Source organism: Janthinobacterium sp. 1L-D-8-B-C4, from assembly GCF_057291295.1.
This window is the reverse complement of the sequence record NZ_JBXAVX010000020.1, coordinates 31,966-53,868: the sequence shown is the minus strand read 5'-3', so window position 1 is coordinate 53,868 and position 21,903 is coordinate 31,966. Positions and strand designations below refer to the sequence as shown.

The following is a 21,903-nucleotide window of genomic DNA, read 5'->3' as shown; positions in this document are numbered from 1 at the left end:
GCATGTCAATGCGTGAGGCGTACAAACGTAAACATGGCGGGCCGGAGTGAACTGAACGGCATTACGCAGCGATGCGGGCTTTTGCTTTTACTGCGGGCTTGCCCCCAGGCGCTTGACGCTGCTCGAGCGCTGCATGCTGCGGCTGACCTGCGGGTCGCCGTAGTAGCTGACCTCGCCCGAGCCGCCGATGCTGATGATCAGATTGTCTTTGGCCCACACCTGCGCTTCGCCCGAGCCGCCAATGCTGACCTGCACGTCATTGGCGGCCAGGCGGCCGGCGCCGATATTGCCCGAGCCGCCGATCGAAGCCGTCAATTGCTCCGTCTTGCCACTGGCGTTGAAATTGCCGCTGCCGCCGATGGCGATCGCGACGGCGCGCGCGTCGAGCTGGCCCGCATTGATCGAACCGGAGCCGCCCACGTCGAACCGCAGCTTGTCACCGCGCAGGCCGCTGGCGTTGATGGTGCCCGAGCCGCCCACGCTGACCCGCTCGACCTGGCGTGCATGCACCACGATGGTCAAGGCGGTCTGGCGCAAATTGCTGTTGCGCCTGGCGGGACGGATGCGCAGGGTGCCGTTTTCCACTGCGGTTTCGATCAGCGGCAGGATATTGTCATCCGTTTCGATGGTGACGCCTTCGGTATTGCCGATGCGCAGTTCCACCGTGCCCGGTACATTCAGCGCCACGCCGTTGAAATTGCCCACCTCGCGCACCTGCTTTTGCAGCTTGCCGCTGCCTTTGACGCTACTGCCGGCGATCCAGTCCATCGGCGAGGCCAGGCTGGGCGCGGCAGGCGTGGCCAGGGTCAACACGCTGGCAGCCAGCAGCACGGCGGTAGTGGCGCGGCGCGCCTGGAAAATGCTCGATATCATGCTTGCTCCCTGTTAAATGTCAGGTCTGCATGGTAAGCCGGGCCGGGCGCCGTCCGCAGCGCCTTGCGACAGACTGCGCCGTGGCGGGCACAGAATGCAGGCTGTGGCGACAGGAGGGCATGAGGTATCATGCCGGTATTGCATATGGAAAGAGCACTGGAATGACATGTTGATTATTACCATCAAACAAGGCAAGGAAAAAAGCTTGCTGGGCCAATCGTGGATCTACGCCTCGGCGATCGACAAGGTCGAAGGCAAGCCGCAGGAAAAAATGAAGCCGGGCTCGACCGCCATCGTGCAAAGCTCGTCCAGGCAATTCATTGCCCGCGCAGCCTATAACTCCAAGTCGCAGATCCGCGCGCGCATCTGGAGCTTCAAGGAAGACGAACCGGTCGACCATGCGCTGATCAAGCGCCGCGTCAAGGCCGCCATCGAAAAACGTTTGCCTGCCATCAAAAAGGCGGGCGAACACCAGCTGCTGACCCTGATCAAGGGCGAAGACGAAGGCTTGCCGGGACTGATAGTGCAGCTGTTTGGCGGCGCCCAGGGTTATCTGATCTGCGAATTTAACGCCGGCGGCGTCGATGCGTGGAAAGTGGCCATCGTGCAATCACTGATGGCCTCGACCGGCTGCCCGAATGTGTACGAACGCTGCGACGAGCTGCTGCGCAAGGGCGAAGGCCTGCCCTTGATCGACGGCGCGCTTGCCGGCGAAGAGCCGCCCGATGAAGTCATGCTGACCGATAACGGCGTGCGCTACGCGCTCGATCTGAAGACCGGGCATAAAAGCAAGTTTCGCTGATCATTCCAGCGGCACGCTGCGGTAACGATTGACTTCCAGCGCCGACACCGGCGGCGCATTATTGCCCCAGCTGGCGCGCAAGTGGCTGACCACGGCCGCCACCTCTGCATCGTTCAATACCGGGCCATACGGCGGCATGCCCCAGGGGCGTGGATTTCCGGCCGTGCCCGGTGCAAAGCCGCCATTGAGCACGATGCGGATGGCGTTCACGGGCGAATCTGTCAACAAGGCCCGGTTGCCTGCCAGCGGCGGATAGCCGGGCGGCACGCCCTTGCCGTTTGCCTGGTGGCAGCTGGCGCAATGGGTTTCATACAGTTTCGCACCTTGCGCCAGCTGCGCCGTGGACGCTTCCGACGTGTCGCGCGGCGCCGGTGTTGCCGCTGGTTTTGTATCGGGCAGGCTTTTCAGGTAGAGCGCCATCGCCTGTACATCCGCCACCTCCAGGTATTGCAGGCTTTGCCGCACCACCTCGGCCATCGGGCCGAAGACGGTGGCGCGCGGCGATACGCCGGTATGCAGCAATTGCACAATATGCTCTGTCTCCCAGTCGCCCAGGCCCGCTTCCGCATTCGACGTCAAGGACGGCGCATACCAGCCCAGCATGGGGATCAGGCCGCCCGACAATCCTTCTTCGCTGCCACCCAGGGTAGTGCGGCTGCTATGGCAGGCGCTGCAGTGGCCCAGGCCCTGCACCAGGTAGGCGCCACGGTTCCATTCCACGCTTTGCGCGCGGTCGTCCTGGTAGACGGAAGGCTTGAAATACAGCGCGCGCCAGGCGGCCAGCGCGATCTGCTGGTTGTAGGGAAAGCGCAGCGCGTGCGGAAGATTGGCCTGCCGCTGCGGCGGCAGGCTTTGCAAGTAGGCATGCAGGGCATCGCTGTCTTCGCGCCTGACCCTGGTGTAATTGGTGTAGGGAAAGGCCGGATACAGCAGGCGGCCATCTTTCGATTTGCCATTGTGCAGGGCGCGCCAGAAATCATCGGCGCTCCAGGCGCCGATGCCGGTTGCCTGGTCCGGCGTGATATTGGGCGAGATCAGATTGCCGAACGGCGTCGCCAGCGCGCGCCCGCCCGCATACGGCACGCCGCCGCGGGTGGTGTGGCAAGCCATGCAGTCGCCGGCCCTGGCAAGATACGCGCCGCGCGCCACCAGTTGCTCCCGGCTCAGGCTGTTTGGTGTTGCCGGTGGCCCGATATCGTCGGCTGGCCACAGCAGCATTTTTGCGCCCACGCCCAGAATCAACAGGGCAGCCAGTGCCATCAGCGATTTCTTCATGGCGCTACCTTGGCCGTGGAGCCCGGCACGCTGCCGCAGTGCAGCGGCAAGGGCAGGGCGATGGCGTCCGCCGGGCGTGCACTCGGGTCGGCTGCCTGCGTGCCCAGCCAGGCGGACACCGCGCCGACGTCGGCGTCGGAAAGGCGTTCGGCGACCAGCGCCATGCAGTCGGGCGCATGGGCGCGGCGCACGCCGTTTTTCCAGGCGCCGAACTGGGCGTTGATATAGTCGCGCGGCAAGCCCAGCAAACCTGGAATGGCCGGCGCCACGCCAGCCAGTTGCTGGCCGTGGCAGCTGATGCAGGCCGGGATTTTTTTCACGCTGTCGCCCGCTAGCACCAGTTGCTTGCCACGCGCCAGGGCGCTGCTGCCCGCCGTGCTGGCCTGGGCCGGTGGCGGCACAGGGTGTTGCTGCGAAAAATAGTCGGCGATTTCCTTGAGGTAGGCGTCCGGCAGGTGCTCGACCATATACGTCATCATCGGGTAGCGGCGCCGGCCGTCGCGAAAATTGACCAACTGGTTGTACAGGTAGCCGGCAGGTTTGCCGGCGATGCGGGGAAAGAAGGCGTCGTGCCGTTCCTCCTGCGCATGGCAGGCGGTGCAGGCCTTGATGCGCTGGGCGAGCGTGTCCGGTACGGTGGCGGCCTGCGCCATGCCGCCAGCCGTGCCCGCCAGCGCCATTAACAGCCTTGAAAGAGATCGCCGCATGCTCTCCACCCTTATATGCTCGATGAATTGCCTAGCATATACCGGGGCAGGAAATTGCGATAGTATCAATTGTGCCTGTATGCCATGGCGGGAGCGATGCGCGGCGGTGGCAGTCAAAAAGCGTAGCGCAAAAATAATGGCAAAAACAGATGTCAAAAGCGCCCGTGCACCATTCCAATAAGCAATATTGCTGCTATATTGATGGATCTACAACTATGAATGGGAATGGCAATGGATAGCTCGCAAGGTGACGTGACTCAGAAACAGGATACAACGCTGGGCATCCTGTCCCATATCGCCGGCTTGTTTACGAGCTGGGTAGGTCCGCTGATCATTTTCCTGATCAAGAAGGGCAATGGGGATAAATTTTCTACCGACAATGCACGCGAGGCGCTGAACTTCCAGATCACCTTGCTGCTGTGGTATTTCGTGTGTTTTATCCTGTCCTTCGTGCTGATCGGCCTGTTCATGTTCTGGCTGGTCGCGCTCGGTAACCTGGTGCTGTCGATTGTTGCCGCCGTCAAGGCCAGTGAAGGCGCAGTCTACCGATATCCGCTGACCATCCGTCTGATCAACTGAACGCACCTGCCCGCCTAGGCGGGCAGGTCTGCCGGCGGCGCGATGCGCGGCGCTTTTTGCGGCGCAACCTTGCCGCCACCGGCGATCCAGCAGCGGTACACGCGCAGGGCCACCTGTGCGTCGTCGGCCGCGTACAGGATCTGCTTGTCGGACAAGCGCGCCGACGCCCAGTTGGTGGTGGAGATTTTTTTCGACTTCTGCAGATGCAGGCCAAAAAACTTGGCCACTGCCGTCTTGGCGCCCAGGTCGTTGCGCTGGCCGCCGCGCAGGGCCACCGACAGGTCAAGCACACCGGCCGGCGCGATGCCCAGCTTGTTGCGCAGGCGTTTGACGTCGTCGGACAGGCCGAAACCCACCTTCAGCGTGACGCTCGACTCGAGGATGGCTTTCAGCTCGGCCAGGGCCGGCGTGCTGGACGACCCGACCTGGAACAGATAAGCGGTGTCATCGGTGGCCAGCTGGATCAGGTGCGGGCCGGTCGATGACTCGCCCTTGACGAAGGTCGGCTTCGATTCGGTGTCGAAGCCGATCGCGTCGACCGCCAGCAAGGCAACCATGGCCGCCTTCGCTTCGTCAGCGGTGCGCACCAGCCGCACGTCTTCGAGGCGAATGCCCTGGTAGGGCGGCAAGGCGAATGCAGGCGGCTGGAGTGGCGCAGCAGCGATATCCATGTGGCCGGATCAGCCTTTGCGCGAGAACTTCGCGGTCAGCAAATTGAGCTTTTCAAGGCGCAGGCGGTTGGCTTCTTCGGCTGCTGCCGCTTCGCGCTCGGCCTTCTTGCGGTCGGCTTCTTTCTTGAAGCGCTGCTGCAATACTTGCGTGGCGTGTTCGCGGTGGGTGGCCGTGACTTCCGCGCCGGCTTTGCCGTCGAGGTCGTAGCGCACCTTGGCTTTTTCCATCACGCGCAGATAGCGCAGCGAACCGGTGTGGATGCCCAGCGCGGTGCGCATCAGCTTGCGGTCCAGGTCCGGCAGGCGCGCCAGGATCTGCTTGTCGATACCGATCGACAAGGGCAGGCAATCGCGGAACGGTGGGAATTGTTCCTGGAACTGCTTGAGCAGCGCACGCGCCGTGAGGCCCGCTGCCGGTGCGGCTGCAGGGGCTGCTGTTACGGCCTCGGCTACAGGCGCAGATGCTGCTGCGGCGTCCGCTTGCGTGTCAGGAGTGGTGGCTTGCTGGTCTGGCGTGGAGCTGGTCATCGACATCGTGGGGTTAGGCTATAAAAGGGGAGCATAGCACGCGCCACAGGCGAGTGCATTGTCTTTTTTGGCAACTTGGCACGCATTTGAGCTGCATCGCCGTAATCAAGGCAGGCGCAAAAACCGTGAAATGTGTATAATGTCGGCTTGCGCTGATGACTGCACCGTGTTTTTTGCGGGGCGAATCAGATGTACAGGGGATAAGAGCAGTGCGTGGCGGCCTTGATATTCGGATTGTTGATAGCAGATAGTGTGCTCGTTACATTCAGATCAAGGGTATTCATGCATCATCTTGCTCTCCGCTGTGTATTCACTGAACAACAACAAGCCCGTTCTGGTACGGGCTTTTTTTCATTCCGTAATGTACATCGCTTGTTTATCTGATCTGGCTTCGGCCTCGTCGTCCGGCCCGCCGCTCCCGCAGGATGCGCGGGCTTTGAACGTTCCGATATGCAGGCGCCGCTGCCGCTAGACGGCAGCCGCAACAATACGCTCCATCGAGTCCGGTTTCGCAGGCTTAGGTGGAATCATTCACTTCGCGCCGACACCATCTGGTCTCGCATCAAGAGATATCTCATGAAGAATACGCCAAAAACTTTAACGTTGTCCGCCAAGGCGCCTCGCCCGGCCTCCGCGCAATTAGCCGTTCCAAAAACGACTCTATCTTACTTCATCGATAATGCGCAAGCGAATCCGGAAGCCACCGTGGTGACGCCGACCGTGGTGACGGTAGTCAAGAAGAGCCGTTCGCGCCTGGCCGCCGTGCCGCCGCTTGACTTTGCTGCGGAAACGCCAGTGTCCGCCGAGCTGCCAGCCGAAGTGGCCGCTACGCCCGCTACGGACGAAGCTGCCGGAGTTGCGCCAGCCAAGGTGCCGGCCGTGAAAGTGGCCGTCGCGCCACGCAAGGTCAGCGAAAGCGCCGCCACCAACAAGGTGGTCACGGCTGCCCGCTCGAAAGTCGTGCGCGCCAAGGTCGAAGCGGCGCCCGTTACCATCATCAGCGGCGCGCAGGCGGTCAGCAAGACCACCGACGCCGACGCTCTGGCTGCCATCGATACCTCGAACTATTTCCTGCCAACGGTCAAGGTGCCGGGCCGCCGTGGCCGCAAACCGAGCGAATTCACGCCGGAAAACGACGAAGTGGCGGCACTGAACGCCGTCGAGCGGGCCGAACTGAAGGCCGTCTCGAAAGCGCGCGACCGCAAGGCCAAGGGTGGCGTGGCCGACGCGCTGGGCGATCCGGAAGCGTCCGCTGCCGACCTGGAACGCCGCCGCAAGCAGATCACGGGCCTGATTAACATGGGCAAGGAACGCGGTTTCCTGACCTATGCCGAGATCAATGACCAACTGCCGGAAAACATCATCGATCCGGAAGCGATCGAAGGCATTATCGCCACCTTCAACGACATGGGCATCGCCGTCTACGAGCGCGCCCCTGACGCGGAAAGCCTGTTGTTGACTGACAACGTCGCCACCGTCACCAGCGACGACGAAGTCGAAGCTGCCGCCGCCACCGCGCTGTCGACGGTCGATTCCGACTTTGGCCGTACCACCGATCCGGTGCGCATGTACATGCGTGAAATGGGCGCCGTGGCCCTGCTGACGCGCGAAGGCGAGATCGAGATCGCCAAGCGCATCGAAGGCGGCCTGAAAGACATGATCCAGGCGATTTCCGCCTGCCCGACCACGATCGGCGAAATCGTCGCCCTGTCGCAGAAAATTGCGCGCGATGAAATCAAGGTCGACGAAGTGGTCGACGGCTTTGTCGACCTGAACGAAAGCAATGCCCCGGCGCCGGCCGCCGTGGTGGTGCCTGCCGCCGCCACCGGCGACGAAGAGGAAGAGGAAGAAGAAGCGGAAGAAGAAGACGGCGACGCCAATGGCGGCGCGGCCGGTTTCTCGAGCGAACAGCTGGCGCAGCTGAAAAAGAATGCGCTGGAAAAGTTCAACGTCATCTCGACCCAGTACGAAAAGATGCGCAAGGCGCCCGAGGGCTACAACTCGAAAGTCTACGTCAAGGCGCAGGAAGCGATCTCGCAGGAACTGCTGGGCATCCGCTTCACCGCCAAGGTGGTGGAAAAGCTGTGCGACACCCTGCGCGGCCAGATGGAAGAAGTGCGCCATATCGAACGCGCCGTGCTGGAACTGTGCGTGAACAAATGCGGCATGCCGCGCGCCCACTTCATCAAGGTGTTCCCGGGCAACGAGACGGACCTGGAATGGGTCGACCGCGAAGTCGACTGCAAGTATCCATACAGCGCCATCCTGAGCCGTAACGTGCCGGCCGTAAAAGAGCTGCAGAAGAAAATGATTGACCTGCAGGCGCGCGTCGCCCTGCCGCTGGCCGACCTGCGCAAGATCAACAAGCAGATGGCCGCCGGCGAAAAACGCGCGCGCCACGCAAAACGTGAAATGACGGTCGCCAACTTGCGCCTGGTCATTTCGATCGCCAAGAAATACATCAACCGCGGCCTGCAGTTCCTGGATTTGATCCAGGAGGGCAATATCGGTCTGCTGAAAGCGGTCGACAAGTTCGAATACCGCCGCGGCTACAAGTTTTCGACGTATGCCACCTGGTGGATCCGCCAGGCCATCACGCGTTCGATCGCCGACATGGCCCGCACCATCCGCGTGCCGGTGCACATGATTGAAACGATCAACAAGATGAACCGCATCTCGCGCCAGATCATGCAGGAAACCGGTAGCGAGCCAGACCTGGCGACCCTGGCCGTCAAGATGGAAATGCCGGAAAACAAGGTGCGCGAAATCATGAAGATCGCCAAGGAGCCAATTTCCATGGAAACGCCGATGGGCGAAGATGGCGATTCGCAGCTGGGCGACTTTATCGAAGACAACACGACCCTGGCCCCGCTGGACGCCGCGCTGCACGCCTCGATGCGCAACGTGATCAAGGAAGTGCTGGACTCGTTGACGCCGCGCGAAGCAAAAGTGCTGCGTATGCGTTATGGCGTGGAAATGTCGAACGACCACACGCTGGAAGAAGTGGGCAAGCAGTTCGACGTCACGCGCGAACGTATCCGCCAGATCGAAGCGAAGGCGATGAGCAAGCTGCGCCAGCCGTCGCGTTCGGACAAGCTGAAAACCTTCCTGACACAAAACTGAGTCAGGCAATAAAAAAGAGGCGCAAGCCTCTTTTTTTTCGTCCGTATTCATGTCAGGGCTGGCTGGCCGGGTTCAGCGGCAAACGGATTTCCAGCGTCGTGCCCTGGCCCGGCAGGCTGTCGATATGCAGCGTGCCGCCCAGCGCCTGCATTCTTTCGCGGATGCCTTTCAGGCCGAAGGCGGCGCGCTTGCCGTCGTCGCCCGGCTGCATGCCGATGCCGTCATCGCTGATGCGCACCAGCACCTGACTGGCGCATTGACCCAGCGTCACTTCCACCGTGCTGGCGCAGGCGTGGCGCAGGCTGTTCGACAGCGACTCCTGGATCACGCGGAAGAGGGCGGTCGTCTGGCGCCGGTCCAGCCCTTCGCCGGCATCGGGATCGGCCAGCCGCAGGTAGTAGCGGTCGCCGCCCAGCGCGTTCATCTGTCGTACCAGCCATTCCACGGCCGGTACCAGGCCCAGTTCCAGGGTGCTCGGATATAAATCATTGATGATGGCGCGCACGGCCGCGATGCTGGCGTCGATGGTGGCCAGCGCGCGCTGCGTGTGGCGCCGCATTCGCGCGTGTTTTTCACCGGTGCGCGCATGCAGCAGGCTCACGTCGATCTTCAGCGCCATCAGGCTTTGCCCAAGGTCGTCGTGGATATCGAGTGCGATGCGCCGCCGTTCGGTGTCCTTGTTGCTTTCCTGGTGATCCGACAGTTCACGCAGTTGCAGCAGCGACTGGCGCAGCGCCTCTTCATCGCGCTGGCGCTCGGTGATGTCGATGCCCATGCCGATGATCATCTGCGGCTGGCCATGCTCGTCAAACACCGGCTTCTTGTGTGTCAGCACGCGCCGGTATTGCTGCAGACGATCGTTCCACAGCACGTTTTCGCGCACGATCACGCGGCGCTGCGCAAACGCCTGGCGGTCTTCCTCGCGAAAAGCATGCAATTGTTCGGGTGTGCTGACGCCTTCTTCGGTGCATTCCCTCAGTTCCTGCCGGGCAATGCCCCATTGCTGTTCGCACGCTTCATTCATCAGCACGATCTGCGAATCGGCTGTTTTCAGGAACAGTGCCAGCGGCAGCATGGATATGATTTCCTGCAACTGTGTTTCGCTTTGCGCCAGGGCATGCTGGGCCTGGCGACGCACGGCCACTTCGCTGGACAATCGTGTATTGGCATCCTGCAATTGTGCCGTGCGCAGCGCGATGCGTTGCTCGAGGCCCGCATGCGCCGCCGCCAGGGCCAGTTGCACCAGATGGTATTCGGTGACATCGGTGGCGACGGTGAGCGAGCCGCACAGCTGGCCTTGCGCGTCGAGCAGGCGCTTGCCGCCGACCATGGATCGTGCTGCCGCCGGCGCGCTGGTATTCCAGCAGGCGCGGCGGACCGGGCAGGTCGGTGCGCTGCATCGGGCACAGCCGTAGCAAGGTGGGCGCGTCAAAAAAATCGCCGACCTGGCGCCCCACCAGCTGCGCCACGGGCAGGCCCAGCATTTCGCCCATGCGCCGGTTGGCCGCCACGATGTGGCCGCTGGCGTCGGTACGCCAGACGCCGTCCTGTATCGACTCGCCGAAATCGAGGTAGCGCGCGATGGTCGCGCGCAGTTGCCGGCGCAGCAGCACGATATACAGCCCTGCCGCCAGCAACACGCCGGCCATGGCGAACAGGACGATGCTCGCTGCATGCGACAAGTAAAACGACGGATATGCCATCGGCGCCTTCAGGTGTCGGTCTCCAGGCCCGCTCAACATTGCGAGCGGGCAAACTGGGATTGTTCCCGTGCATTGTAATGCTTTACTTGCATTGCTTTAAAAATAATTTCTACAGTGCATGGCCCGCGCCGTTGATTGCCATGGCGCAAGAGTGCGAGGCCAGTGTTCGCTTACAATCGATAGCGATTTATAAATCCTGCTATCCTCTGGAGCGATCTGGCTATGACGATATGGAAGGCGCATCTTCGCGCAATCACGATGCTGACACTATTTACCGGCCTGGCCGCTCTTGGCCATGCTCAGGCTACAGCGCCTGCCAGCGTGCAAAATGCGCTGGACCGACCGCTGGGCCTGCTCGATGGCCAGCATTTTCGCCTCGCCGACGGCCAGTGCGCCGATTGTCCGACCATTGCGCAAGCGCTTTTCTATTTCCATGACCAGGTGATCGCCGTGCCCCGCCCGGGCATGAGCATATCCGGCCATTCGACTGTATTGCGCGGCAAGGACGATGTGCGCGCCTGGGCCGCCAGTGCCGAAGCGCGGCAGCTGGCCCACCCCGGCGTGGTTTGGCTCGGTGCGCCGCAACTGCTGCCGCAAGCGACTTTTTCGTCCGACGGCACCAGCCTGCGCCTTCCTGGCGGCGAGGCGCTGCCATCGCGGCTGACACCGAAAATTCCCACCAACCGGTCGTATTTCGACGCCAGTTCGCGTACTTTTTTCGACGGCAAATCCGTGCGCGTGCGCGGCACCCTGGCGCAAGCCGGCGGCCAGCAGCCCACTTACACCGCACGCACCATCTGGCCGAACGATTTCGTGATCGGCGCTACGAAGGTCGAGCCGCTGCAGGGCAAGGATGGCCTGGTCGATTATGTGCGGGCGCACGATGGCGGCGCGAAAAGCGCCTATTCGAACCAGCTGGTGTGGCAACGCCAGCCGGGTGCGGCCAGCCAGTGGCAGGGCAAGCCGGTGCTGGCCGTGATGCTCAATGGCGCTCAAGGCGATGACGACGAAGCCTATGGCGGCCATTTTGCGATTGCCACCGGCACCATGGGGCCGCGCGGCGAGTTTGCCGACTGGATCGTGAACAATTTTTATGGGCTTGACGCCTTCGGCGAAAAGGGCATCCTGGCCGCTCCCGTGCCGATGGATAACTATCTGGCCGACCTGAACAGCGGGCAAGCGTATTACCGGCCGTCCTATATGCTGGTCGCCGTGCTGAACAATGCGCGCACGGCCGTCGCCTACCAGGGCGGCGTGCAACGCCTGTACAACCAGTATTACCGCCACGATATTGCCTACGACGGCGCATTCAATAACTGCGCGGGCCTGAGCATGGATGTGTTCGATGCAGTGGGCTGGAAGATCCCGGCGCGCGGCCCGACCAATGCGCTGATGGCACTGGCTGGCTATCCGTATAAAGCGATCAGCAAACTGAGCTTGAAGGAAGGCCGCAAGGCCTACGATTACCTGAGCGAGGAGCAGACGCGGCTTTATCCGGCGGTAGCGTTCGATGCAGCCGGGCAGGACCTGCTGCAGCTGGTCAGCGGCACGCCGCAGCGTACCCTGACGCCGTTCGAGCAGCAGCTGCGCAGCGACGTGGAAGCGTTGATACTGGTGCGGATTCCGCAGTTTCCCTCAAGCCGCGCGTTTGGCTCGGCGCCCGTGTTTTCGTACAGCGAATACATGGCGCGCACGCCGGCAGACCATGCCGACTGGAAGATCGTGCCGGTCGAACCGCGGCCATTTCCGGCCAGCTTGCGCGATGGCCTGGCCAGCGACCCGGTACAGCGCAGCCTGATGCCGTGGCCGGTGGCGCTGGCCGGTGGCACCTTGCTTGCGCTGCTGCTGGGCGCGGGCTGGCTGGCGCGCCGGCTGTGGAGAAAGCGCCGGCGCTGAAGCGACTAGCCTGTATTGCGCAAGCCCGCCGCCACGCCATTGATCGACAGCTGGATGCCGCGATGAACCCGTTCGTCGACCTTGTTTTCGATCGACAGGGCGCGGTGGCGCTTGATCAGTTCGACCTGCAGGTGGTTCAGCGGATCGAGGTAGGCGAAGCGGTTCTGGATCGAGCGCGCCAGCAGCGGATTGCCGGCCAGGCGCTCCGTGTTGCCGGTGATCAGTTCCAGGCATTGAAGGGTGTTGCCATGCTCTTCCGTGATGCGCTTGTAGATGCGTTCGCGCAACTCATGGTCGGCCACCAGCTCCGCATAGCGCGAGGCGATCGCCAGGTCCGTCTTGGCCAGCACCATGTCCATGTTCGACAGCAGGGTGGCAAAGAAGGGCCATTCGGCGTACATGCTGCGCAAAATCGCGATCTTCTCGTCTTTCGAGCCGCCCTGGCCGTCGTTGATCCAGGCGCCAATCGCGCTGCCGAAGCCGAACCAGCCCGGCAGCAGCAAACGGCACTGGCCCCAGGAAAAGCCCCAGGGAATCGCCCGCAAGTCTTCGATGCGCTGGTTGGCCTTGCGCGACGCGGGGCGCGAACCGAGGTTCAGCTCTGCAATTTCCGCGATCGGCGTGGCGGCAAAAAAGTACTCGGTAAAGCCCGGTGTTTCATAGACCAGGTGGCGATACGCCTTGTAGGCCAGATTCGACAGTTCCGCCATCACGGTTTCAAACCGTGCCAGTTGCTTTGCGTGCTGCGGATTGTCCGCCTGCGGCGCCAGGCTCGCTTCCAGCGTGGCGGCCACCAGCAATTCCAGGTTGCGCCGGCCGATTTCGGCGTTGGAAAACTTCGAGGCGATGATCTCGCCCTGTTCCGTCAGGCGGATCTGGCCGTTGACGGTGCCCGGCGGCTGGGCCAGGATGGCTTCATAGCTCGGTCCGCCGCCACGGCCCACCGTGCCGCCGCGGCCGTGGAACAGGCGCAGCTTGACGCCAGCCTGCCGGAAGTCGGCCACCAGCGCCAGTTCGGCCTTGTACAGCTCCCAGTTCGAGGTGAGGAAGCCGCCGTCCTTGTTCGAATCCGAATAGCCTAGCATGACTTCCTGCAACTGCCCTTGCCGGGCGATCAGCTGTTTTACCAGTGGCAAGGCCATCGCACGGCCCATGATGCCGGCCGCGCGCTGCAGGTCGGGAATGGTCTCGAACAGCGGGATGACCATCAGTTCGCCACTGGCGCCGTCGCTGCCATCGACGCGCAGCAAGCCGGTTTCCTTCTGCAGCAGCAACACTTCCAGCAGGTCGGATACGGTTTCGGTGTGCGAGATGATGTAGTTGCGGATCGCCCGCGCGCCGTAGCGGGCACGGATATCGCGCGCTGCGCGCAGGATCGCCAGTTCGGAATCGGTCACCTCGCTGTAGGTAATGAACGGCGAATACAACAGGCGCGGCTGCGACAGCTCACCCAGCAGCAGCGCTTCGCGTTCCTCTTCGCTCAGTGACGAATAGTCTGCCTCCACGCCGCTTTTGGCGAACAGGTCGGCCAGCACTTTTTCGTGCACGTCCGAGGTTTGGCGCATGTCGAGCGACGCGAGGTGAAAGCCGAAGATGTCGGCCGCGCGCGCCAGGGTCGCCAGGCGCGGGCGTGCCAGCGCGGCGCCGTGATTGGCTGCCAGCGAGGCATTGATCACTTTCAGATCGGCGGCAAACGCCGCCGCGTCAGGGTAAGGCGCGGCGGCGCCCACTTCCTTGCGCAGGATATTGGTCGCGCCCAGCGCGCGCGCGGTGGCGGCCAGGCGCGCATAGATGCCGATCAGGGCGCGCCGGTAGGGTTCGTCGCTGCGGTGCGGCGAAGCGTCGGGCGACTGCTCGGCCAATGCCTGCAGTTCGCCGCTGACGCCCACCATCAGGGTCGACACCGACAATTCGGCGCCCAGCGCGTGCACTTCGTCCAGGTAAAAATCGAGGATGGTGGTGGCGTGGCGTGCCAGCGCATGCTGCATGGTGCCGGCGTTGACGTTCGGATTGCCGTCGCGGTCGCCGCCGATCCAGCTGCCCATCTGCACGTAGGCGGCATCGATAGTCGTGACGGTGCCGTCACCATTCGGGTATTCGGCCGCGATATCGTCCTCGATATCGTCGTACAGTGCCGGCAGCTCGCGCAAGAAGGTAATGCGATAGTAGGACAGGGCGTTTTCAATTTCGTCGGCCACCGTCAGCTTGGAATAGCGCAGCATGCGCGTCTGCCACAGGGTGGCCACGCGCGAGCGCAGCAGCTGCATGTTGGCCAGGCTTTCCTTTGGCGTTTGCGGCGTGTCGCGTTCGGCCAGCAGGCGCGCGATGTCGTGCTCGGCGTCGAGGATGCTCTTGCGCTGCACTTCGGTCGGGTGGGCCGTCAGCACGGGCGCGATCAGCGCCTCCTGGAAAAACCTGTCGACGGTGGCGCGCGGCACGCCGGCGGCGCGCAGCTTTTTCAGCGCAAAGGACACACTGCCCTTTTGCGCCGGTGAGCCGGCCAGCAGGTGGGCGCGGCGGCGGCGGATATGGTGCTGGTCTTCGGCGATATTGGCCAGGTGCGAAAAGTAGGAAAACGCGCGCACCACGGAATTGGTCTGTTCGCGCGTGAGCTGCTTGAGCATGGTGTCCAGTGCCAAAGCGGCGTCGGCGTCTTCTTCGCGGCGAAAGCGCACCGAGGTCTGGCGGATGGTTTCAACCACGTTGAAGACGGCGTCGCCTTCCTGTTCGCGCAGCACGTCGCCCAGCAGGCGGCCCAGCAAGCGGATATCTTCTTTCAGTGGCGCGTCCTTGTCCGGGCTGGAGGCGGTGTCTGTTTCTGCTGCACTGGCTTCATTAAGCATGTTTAAGTACCAAAGTAGGTGTAAAAGAAAAGAAACGGCAACTGCGCCGGGCGTTCAGCCGCAGCGGGGAGGGGGGCGCATGATAAAATTTATGATCTTGAACATGGCGTGTGACTGGTTTTGCCGAATAGGCAAAGGAATAACAATTATAGCGACGCCAGGCCGCCCGCCCTGAAAATGCGTGGCCATGCCAGCGGCGAAACAACAACGACAGCGAAAGAACTTGTTTTGAACTCATCCGAAATGCCCCACAAATTGATTCTCCCGTCCAGGCTGGTGATCGCCTCGCGCGAAAGCCGGCTGGCCATGTGGCAAGCCGAGCATGTGCGCGCGCGCCTGGCCGCGCTGTATCCGCAGTGTAGCGTTGAAATCCTCGGCATGACCACGCGCGGCGACCAGATCCTCGACCGCGCGCTGTCCAAGGTGGGCGGCAAGGGCCTGTTCGTCAAGGAACTGGAAGTGGCGATGGACGAAGGCCGCGCCGACCTGGCCGTGCATTCACTGAAAGACGTGCCGATGGAACTGCCGCAGGGTTTTTCCCTGGCCGCCATCCTCGAGCGCGAAGATCCGCGCGACGCCTTCGTAGCGAACGACTACGATAATCTCGACGCGCTGCCGCACGGCGCCGTGGTCGGCACCAGCAGCCTGCGCCGCCAGTCGCTGATCGCCGCGCGCTACCCGCACCTGACTATTTTGCCGCTGCGCGGCAATCTCGATACGCGCCTGGGCAAGCTCGATCGCGGCGACTACGCGGCCATTATTTTGGCCGCCGCCGGCCTGAAGCGCCTGGGCCTGGAAGAGCGCATCCGCGCCGTGCTCGACCCCGAGTACAGCCTGCCAGCCGCCGGCCAGGGTGCGATGGCGATCGAAATCAAAAGCGAACGCAGCGACGGCGTTGACCTGTTCGCCTTGCTGGCGCCATTGAATCATGAAGCCACCGAGCAAGCCGTCACGGCCGAGCGCAAGGTGTCGAAGATTTTCGGCGGCAGCTGCCAGATTCCGCTGGCCGCCTTTGCCACTGTCAATGGCGGCCAGATGCGCTTGCGCGCGATGGTGGCCACGCCGGACGGCGCGCGCATGGCCAGCGCCGATGTGAACGGCGCGGCCGACGCACCCGAACAACTTGGCGAGGCGGTGGCCGAACTGCTGCGCGCGCAGGATGCCGCCGGTATCCTGGCGTCGTGCGCGGTGACTCCCGACCAGCACGAAGGCCTGGCGCCGCATGCCTGATGTGGCGACGGTGGTGATCACGCGGCCCGCAGCCCAGGCCGGGCCGCTGGCCGCCAGCATCGCCGCACTCGGGCTGCCCGTACACTTGCTGCCGCTGCTGGAAATCCATGCGCTCGACGGGCAGGAAGAATGCGCGCACCTCAAGAGCGTATTGGCGCGCCTGGCTGACCATGATCTGGTGGTGTTCGTCTCGCCGAACGCCATCGACTGCGTGTTCGCCCACTTGAGCGCCTGGCCGGCCGGCGTGGCGCTGGCGGTGGTGGGCGAGGGCAGCCGGCTGGCCCTGGCTGCGCATGGCGTCAATGACGCCAATGCCAGCATCACCAGCCCCGGCGTGCAGGCGCGCAGCGATTCGGAGCATCTGCTGCTGGCGCTGGACTTGCCGGCACTGCGCGGCAAGCGCGTGCTGATCGTGCGCGGCGACGGCGGCCGCGATTTCCTGGCCGACGGCTTGCGCGCGGCCGGCGCCGAGGTCAGCTTCGTCACCGCCTACCGGCGCGCCGTGCCGCCCTTGACACCGGCCTTGCGGGCGACCCTGGAAAAACTGTTGCAGCATAATAATGACTGGATCATCACCAGTTCGGAAGCGCTGCGCGGCTTGCTGTCGTTGCTGGCGGAAATGGATGAGAATTTGGCATTTGTTGTAAAAATGAAACAACAGCATCTGATCGTGCCGCATGCCCGTATTGCTCAGTCTGCGGCCGAGCTGGGCTTTGCCCGTGTGACCTTGACAGGATCTGGCGACGCAGGCGTGCTCGCCGCGTTACAATCACGACCATGAACGAAATGCCTACACACTCAGAACCGACTCCAACGCCTGGCAGCGCCGTCTTGACGGCGCCGCAGGCGGCCGATCAACCGGGCTCCGTCCCCTATGGCCGCGCGCCGACCCTGCTGGAGCAGCTGCAAAAGCCGATGAGCATTGCCGTCATCGTGCTGGCCGTGCTGCTGGCGGCGCAAAGCTGGTCGAGCAGCAAGCAGATCCGTAACCTGCGCGAGGAAGTGGCCAAGCGCCTGCAAAAGGGCGACATCAGCAACGCTGAAACGGGCGTGGTGGCGCGTAATGTGCAGGAAAGCAACAAAGAACTGGAAATCAAGGTCGGCGCGCTGGAAAACCGCCAGAGCGAAACGCAAAGCCAGCAACTGGCGCTTGAACAGCTTTATAACGATTTGTCGAAGAACCGCGACGAGTGGGCTTTGACGGAAATCGAGCAAGTGCTGTCGACGGCCAGCCAGCAGCTGCAACTGGCCGGCAACGTGCCGGGTGCCCTGATTGCGCTGCAAAACGCCGACCGCAGCCTGTCGCGTTCGGACAAGCCGCAATTCATCACCATCCGCCGCGCGATTGGCCGCGACATGGAAAAGCTGAAAGCCTTGCCCAGCGTCGATTCGACCGGCGTGGCGCTGCGCCTGGACGCCGTGATCGCCCAGATCGACGCTCTGCCGATGCTGTCCGACGAAAAACCGGCGCTGCCGGCCGCGCCTGAACGCGCCCGCAAGCCGGTACGCGATGCGGCCGGCAAGCTGGTGGGGCCACCGGCGCCCGAACCGCTGCTGCAGCAGGTGCGCAATGGCTGGGATACCTGGAGCGGCGACATGTGGAACGATGTGCGCCAGCTGATCCGCATCCGCCGCGTCGATACGCCCGAAGCGCTGATGCTGTCGCCGACGCAATCGTACTTCCTGCGTGAAAACATCAAGCTGCGCCTGCTGAACGCGCGCATGGCGCTGCTGTCGCGCAACGAGACGGCGTTCAGGAACGATTTGATCGCGGCACAGGATGGCCTGGCCAAGTATTTTGATACGCGCGCGCGCGCAACCCAGACCGCGCAAGGCCTGCTGCGCCAGGTACAGGCGAGCAACCTGACCATCGAAATGCCGACCTTGTCCGACAGCCTGACGGCTGTGCGCAACTACAAAGCGAAGTCCTGAGCCCATGCGTCTATTTCTCTGGTTACTCGCCCTGATGGCTGCGGCGATCGGTATCGCCGTGACGGCCCGTTTCAACCCCGGCAACGTGGTGCTGTTCTACCCGCCTTACCGCATCGACCTGTCGCTGAACTTCTTCGTGCTGCTGCAGGTGACCCTGTTTGCGGTGCTGTATTTCCTGTTGCGGGCTTTGCGCGCCACCGTGCGCATGCCGGCCGAAGTGGCCGCTTACCGCCGCCGCAAGCGTGAACGCGACGGCAACAAGGGCTTGCGCGAAGCCTTGAAGGCGCTGTTCGAAGGCCGCTTCGGCCACGCCGAAAAAGCCGCCCTGCGCGCCGCCGAACTGGAAGAAAACGCCGGCCTGGCCGCACTGATCGGCGCGCGCGCCGCGCACCGCATGCGCCAGTCCGAGCGCCGCGACAGCTGGCTGGCCCGCGTCGAAGGTGACGCCACGTTGAAGACCGCGCGCCTGATGACGGTCACCGAACTGCTGGTCGACGATCACCAGCCGGAAGCGGCGCTGGCCGCCGTGCGTGAACTGAACGCCAGCGGCACGCGCCATATCCACGCGTTGCAATGGTCCCTGAAAGCCGAGCAGCAGGCGAAGAACTGGCCCGAAGTGCTGCGCCTGGTGCGCTCGCTCGACAAGCACCGCGCGCTGCATCCGGCGCTGTCGTCGCGCCTGCGCGAACTGGCCTACGAACACCTGCTGTCGGACCGCACGCATGACGCCGAGTCGCTGATGCGGGTCTGGTCGACGGTGCCGACCAGCGACAGGGTCAAGCCCTACATTGCCTGCCGCGCCGCCGCCGCCCTGAACGCGCGCGGCCTGCACGACGAAGCGCGCATGGTATGCGAAGAATCCCTGGCCGCTGACTGGGACGACCGCGTGGTACGCGCCTACCGCGAAGCGGCGGCGCCTTCCGGCACGCCGGCCCTGCTGCTGCAGATCGAGCATTGCGAACAGTGGCTGAAACAGCGCCCGCTCGACGCCGAACTGGCCTTGACGCTCGGCTCGCTGTGCCTGAAACAGAAACTGTGGGGCAAGGCCCAGCGCCACCTGGAGCAGGCCTTATCGGATGCGAACGACCCGCGCATGGTGCGCGACGCCCACCTGAAGCTGGCGCAGATGCACGACGCCTTGCAGCAGCAGGATCAGGCCGCTGCGCATTACCGGCAGTGCGCGCTGGCGACCATCCTGTAAGAAAAAAAACCCGTCGCGAGACGGGTTTTTTTTTGCGTTGAAGATATCTTAAAACTTGAAATTGGCCGTCAGCAGCGCATTGCGCGGGTCGCCATAGACGCCCGTGCCGTACGAACCCATGCCCGGCATATAGGTTTTATCGAGCACATTGTTGAGGTTCAGCGCCACCGACAGGCGCGGGCTGACCTGGTAGCGCGCCATCAACCCTACCACCGCGTAGCTGGGCTGGGTGGCGCGCCAGCGGGCGGCCGTCGACAGCTGGTAGTAGGTCTCGCTTTGCCACGTCAGCGAGCCGCCGACGGTCCAGCCAGCCGGCAGGGTATAAGCGGTGCTCAGCTTGAACAGGTGCTTGGGCTGGTTGGTATTGACGGCGCTCAGGATCAGATTGGGCTGCGGCGGAATATGCGAGGTGCGGAAGGTGTAGCCGCCGGCCAGGTTCCACGCCGGCGTGACCTGGCCCGACATTTCCAGCTCCACGCCCTTGCTGGTGACGCCGGCGATGGGCCGGTAGATTTCGCCGCCGGTGACGCTGTTGATGCCCTGGTATTGCGGCGCATTATCCTGTTCGATCTTGAACACGGCCGCGCTGGCGTTGATGCGTCCGTCCAGCCATTCGCCCTTCACGCCCGCTTCCATGCTCTTGCCCGTCAACGGATCCAGCGAGCTGTCGCTGGCGTCCTTGTAATAGGTTTGCGGCTTGAAAATGTCGGTGTAGCTGGCGTAGACCGACCAGGTGTTGTTCAAGTCGTAGACCACGCCCGCATACGGCACCACTTTTGCACTTTCCTCCAGGTTGTCCGAGACGCTGCGCACGCCGGCCACGCTGACCTGGTAGTCGTACAGCTTGTACCAGCTGGCGCGCGCACCGAGGATCACCGACAGGTCATCGATCGGGCGAAGGCGCACGGCCCCCGACACGCCTTTTTCCGTGATGGTGGTGTCGCGGTCGGCGCGCTTGGTCTGCGTCGGCAGGGTCAGCACGCCATCCCATAGCCGGTAGTCGGGCACCGTCACCAGGCTGCTGGTATAGAGTTGGGCGTCCTTGTTCTGGCGCGAATAGCCGGCGCCCAGCATCAGCTCATGCTGGCGGCCGAACAGGGTGAACGGGCCGGTGGCGGCCAGATTCGCGCTGTCGGTGCGCGCCTGCGTCGGCAACGGACCACCGAGCAGGCGGATGCCGGCGCCGGTTTGCTGGTTCATGTAGCCGTTGTAGGCCGAGCCGTACAGCACGTCTTTCGACTGCTTCAAATGGCTGGCGGCGGCGTCGAGCTTCCAGTCATTGTCGAACGCGTGCTTGACGGTGGCAAAGGTGTTGGTGCTGTCGTTGTCCCAGTACGACCAGCGCGCGGCCGGGTTCAGCGAGCGGCGAAAATGGGTTTGCGAGCCGTCGCTGTAGAACAGCGGCAAATGGCCGAAGGTGGCGCCGTCGGCGCGGCTCTGCATGTAATCGACGCCGACGCTCAGGGTGGTGCGCGGCGCCAGATCGGCTTCGACGATGGCGTACAGGCTGCGCGTGTCGCGCTGGTAGTAATCGATATACGAGCCGGCATTTTGCGCGGCGGCCACCACGCGGCCACGCAGGCTGCCGGCCGCGTTCAAGGGGCCCGAGACATCGGCCACGCCGCGATATTTGTTCCACGAGCCGATGCTGCCATTGACCGAGGCGGCAAATTCACTGGTCGGGCGCTTGCGCACCAGGTTGATGGTGGCCGACGGGTTGCCGGCGCCCGTCAGCAGGCCGGTCGCGCCTTTCACCACTTCGACCCGGTCGTAGACGGCGCTGTCGCCAATCGCTGTGGTGTACTGGTTCGAGCTGTCGAGGGTGTTGGGCATGCCGTCGAACTGGAAGTTTTCGATGGTGTAGCCGCGCGCATAAAAGGTGGCGCGTTCGCTGTCGTTGCGCCCGACGGTCACGCCGACGACTTTTTCCAGGATATCGGGCACGCTGTTGAGGGCCTGGTCGTCCATCTGCTGGCGCGTGACGATGCTGACCGACTGCGGCGTCTCGCGCATCGACAGGCCCATGCGGGTGGCCGTGCCCATCACCGGGGTGGTGTAGCTGCCGCTGTTTTCGGTGATGTTGGCCGCGTCGGCGCGGGCCGTGACGCTGACCGGCGCCAGCGTCTGTTCGCCGCCAGCGGCGCGGCGCAAGGTATAGCCGCGATTGCCCTGGTCGAGCACTTCCAGGCCGCTGCCGGCCAGCAGCGCGGCAAAGCCGGAGTTCGGCGTGTGCATGCCCTGCAGGCCGGGCGAGGTGCGCCCGCTGGCCAGCGCCGGGTCATACGTCAATGCCACGCCGGCCGAGGCGGCGAACAGGTTCAGCGCCGAGACCAGCGGGCCGGCGGCGATGTTGTAGGGTTTCGCCGGGACGGCGGCCGGCGCGGCCATGGCGATGGCCGGCAGTGCCATGGCCAAGGTCATGGCCAGCATGGCGCCACGGGTGGCGATGGTGAGGGGAAGAAGCGTGCAGCGATGATCAAGCATGATGGGCCCAGGTAAAAGACAGACAGGTTGTTTGTAGTGCTCCTGTCTGGTAGGCC

The 21,903-nt window shown here is 63.5% G+C and carries 16 protein-coding genes and 1 pseudogene; 8 read left to right on the top strand and 9 right to left on the bottom strand.

The genetic code is table 11. The features are described 5' to 3' along the window. Positions 1 to 87: 87 nt before the first annotated feature. Positions 88 to 873: a head GIN domain-containing protein gene (locus AC0Z42_RS26705; RefSeq protein ID WP_485471096.1), complete on the bottom strand. Its 786-nt coding sequence runs from the start codon at positions 871 to 873 to the stop codon at positions 88 to 90. Between the two features lie 166 nt (positions 874 to 1,039). Between AC0Z42_RS26705 and AC0Z42_RS26700 the strand changes: the two genes are divergently transcribed. Further along, the gene (locus AC0Z42_RS26700; RefSeq protein WP_485471095.1) at positions 1,040 to 1,675 is read left to right on the top strand and encodes a class I SAM-dependent rRNA methyltransferase; all 636 of its coding nucleotides are present in this window, start codon (positions 1,040 to 1,042) and stop codon (positions 1,673 to 1,675) included. Here the strand turns inward: AC0Z42_RS26700 and AC0Z42_RS26695 are convergent, their stop codons facing one another. Both AC0Z42_RS26695 and AC0Z42_RS26690 read right to left on the bottom strand, forming a co-directional pair. Continuing rightward, complete coding sequence (locus tag AC0Z42_RS26695; protein ID WP_485471094.1) at positions 1,676 to 2,950, bottom strand: c-type cytochrome; 1,275 nt, start codon at positions 2,948 to 2,950, stop codon at positions 1,676 to 1,678. Continuing rightward, on the bottom strand, positions 2,947 to 3,657 hold the full coding sequence (locus AC0Z42_RS26690) for a c-type cytochrome (protein ID WP_485471093.1): 711 nt from the start codon (positions 3,655 to 3,657) through the stop codon (positions 2,947 to 2,949). The genes AC0Z42_RS26695 and AC0Z42_RS26690 overlap by 4 nt, the downstream gene beginning before the upstream one ends. A gap of 231 nt (positions 3,658 to 3,888) precedes the next feature. Between AC0Z42_RS26690 and AC0Z42_RS26685 the strand changes: the two genes are divergently transcribed. Next, a complete protein-coding gene (locus tag AC0Z42_RS26685) occupies positions 3,889 to 4,236 on the top strand; it encodes a DUF4870 domain-containing protein (protein ID WP_485471092.1) in 348 nt (115 codons plus the stop codon). Positions 4,237 to 4,250: 14 nt separating this feature from the next. On the opposite strand, the gene AC0Z42_RS26680 is transcribed toward AC0Z42_RS26685, so the two are convergent. Together AC0Z42_RS26680 and AC0Z42_RS26675 are read right to left on the bottom strand one after the other, a co-directional pair. Next, the gene (locus AC0Z42_RS26680; protein ID WP_485471091.1) at positions 4,251 to 4,907 is read right to left on the bottom strand and encodes a 3'-5' exonuclease; all 657 of its coding nucleotides are present in this window, start codon (positions 4,905 to 4,907) and stop codon (positions 4,251 to 4,253) included. A gap of 9 nt (positions 4,908 to 4,916) precedes the next feature. Continuing rightward, positions 4,917 to 5,435: a ProQ/FINO family protein gene (locus AC0Z42_RS26675; protein WP_485471090.1), complete on the bottom strand. Its 519-nt coding sequence runs from the start codon at positions 5,433 to 5,435 to the stop codon at positions 4,917 to 4,919. A 576-nt stretch (positions 5,436 to 6,011) separates the two neighbouring features. Between AC0Z42_RS26675 and rpoD the strand changes: the two genes are divergently transcribed. Further along, positions 6,012 to 8,558, top strand: coding sequence for an RNA polymerase sigma factor RpoD (gene rpoD / locus AC0Z42_RS26670; RefSeq protein ID WP_485471089.1), 2,547 nt, complete (start codon positions 6,012 to 6,014; stop codon positions 8,556 to 8,558). A 52-nt stretch (positions 8,559 to 8,610) separates the two neighbouring features. Here the strand turns inward: rpoD and AC0Z42_RS26665 are convergent, their stop codons facing one another. Together AC0Z42_RS26665 and AC0Z42_RS26660 are read right to left on the bottom strand one after the other, a co-directional pair. Then, positions 8,611 to 9,888 (bottom strand): PAS domain-containing sensor histidine kinase, encoded by a 1,278-nt coding sequence (locus tag AC0Z42_RS26665; protein WP_485471088.1) that lies wholly within the window; start codon positions 9,886 to 9,888, stop codon positions 8,611 to 8,613. Positions 9,889 to 9,940: 52 nt separating this feature from the next. Next, positions 9,941 to 10,207: pseudogene (locus AC0Z42_RS26660) on the bottom strand (PAS domain-containing protein); the annotation flags it as partial. A gap of 312 nt (positions 10,208 to 10,519) precedes the next feature. Here AC0Z42_RS26660 and AC0Z42_RS26655 point away from each other — a divergent pair. After that, positions 10,520 to 12,157, top strand: a complete 1,638-nt coding sequence (locus tag AC0Z42_RS26655; RefSeq protein WP_485471087.1) for a hypothetical protein — start codon at positions 10,520 to 10,522, stop codon at positions 12,155 to 12,157. A gap of 5 nt (positions 12,158 to 12,162) precedes the next feature. On the opposite strand, the gene ppc is transcribed toward AC0Z42_RS26655, so the two are convergent. Further along, the gene (gene ppc / locus AC0Z42_RS26650) at positions 12,163 to 15,000 is read right to left on the bottom strand and encodes a phosphoenolpyruvate carboxylase (protein ID WP_485471086.1); all 2,838 of its coding nucleotides are present in this window, start codon (positions 14,998 to 15,000) and stop codon (positions 12,163 to 12,165) included. Between the two features lie 243 nt (positions 15,001 to 15,243). On the opposite strand from ppc, the gene hemC reads away from it, so the two are divergent. The 4 genes from hemC to AC0Z42_RS26630 are packed head-to-tail and all read left to right on the top strand — an operon-like array spanning position 15,244 to position 19,363. Continuing rightward, positions 15,244 to 16,230: a hydroxymethylbilane synthase gene (gene hemC, locus AC0Z42_RS26645; RefSeq protein WP_485471085.1), complete on the top strand. Its 987-nt coding sequence runs from the start codon at positions 15,244 to 15,246 to the stop codon at positions 16,228 to 16,230. Further along, positions 16,223 to 17,011, top strand: a complete 789-nt coding sequence (locus tag AC0Z42_RS26640) for a uroporphyrinogen-III synthase (RefSeq protein ID WP_485471084.1) — start codon at positions 16,223 to 16,225, stop codon at positions 17,009 to 17,011. The genes hemC and AC0Z42_RS26640 overlap by 8 nt, the downstream gene beginning before the upstream one ends. Then, a complete protein-coding gene (locus AC0Z42_RS26635; RefSeq protein ID WP_485471083.1) occupies positions 17,008 to 18,162 on the top strand; it encodes a uroporphyrinogen-III C-methyltransferase in 1,155 nt (384 codons plus the stop codon). Before AC0Z42_RS26640 ends, AC0Z42_RS26635 begins: the two co-directional genes overlap by 4 nt. Before the next feature lie 4 nt (positions 18,163 to 18,166). Further along, positions 18,167 to 19,363 carry a heme biosynthesis HemY N-terminal domain-containing protein gene (locus tag AC0Z42_RS26630; protein WP_485471082.1) on the top strand — a complete coding sequence of 399 codons (1,197 nt, stop codon included), beginning with the start codon at positions 18,167 to 18,169 and terminating at the stop codon, positions 19,361 to 19,363. A gap of 48 nt (positions 19,364 to 19,411) precedes the next feature. On the opposite strand, the gene AC0Z42_RS26625 is transcribed toward AC0Z42_RS26630, so the two are convergent. Continuing rightward, positions 19,412 to 21,847 carry a TonB-dependent siderophore receptor gene (locus AC0Z42_RS26625; RefSeq protein WP_485471081.1) on the bottom strand — a complete coding sequence of 812 codons (2,436 nt, stop codon included), beginning with the start codon at positions 21,845 to 21,847 and terminating at the stop codon, positions 19,412 to 19,414. Positions 21,848 to 21,903: the final 56 nt, after the last annotated feature.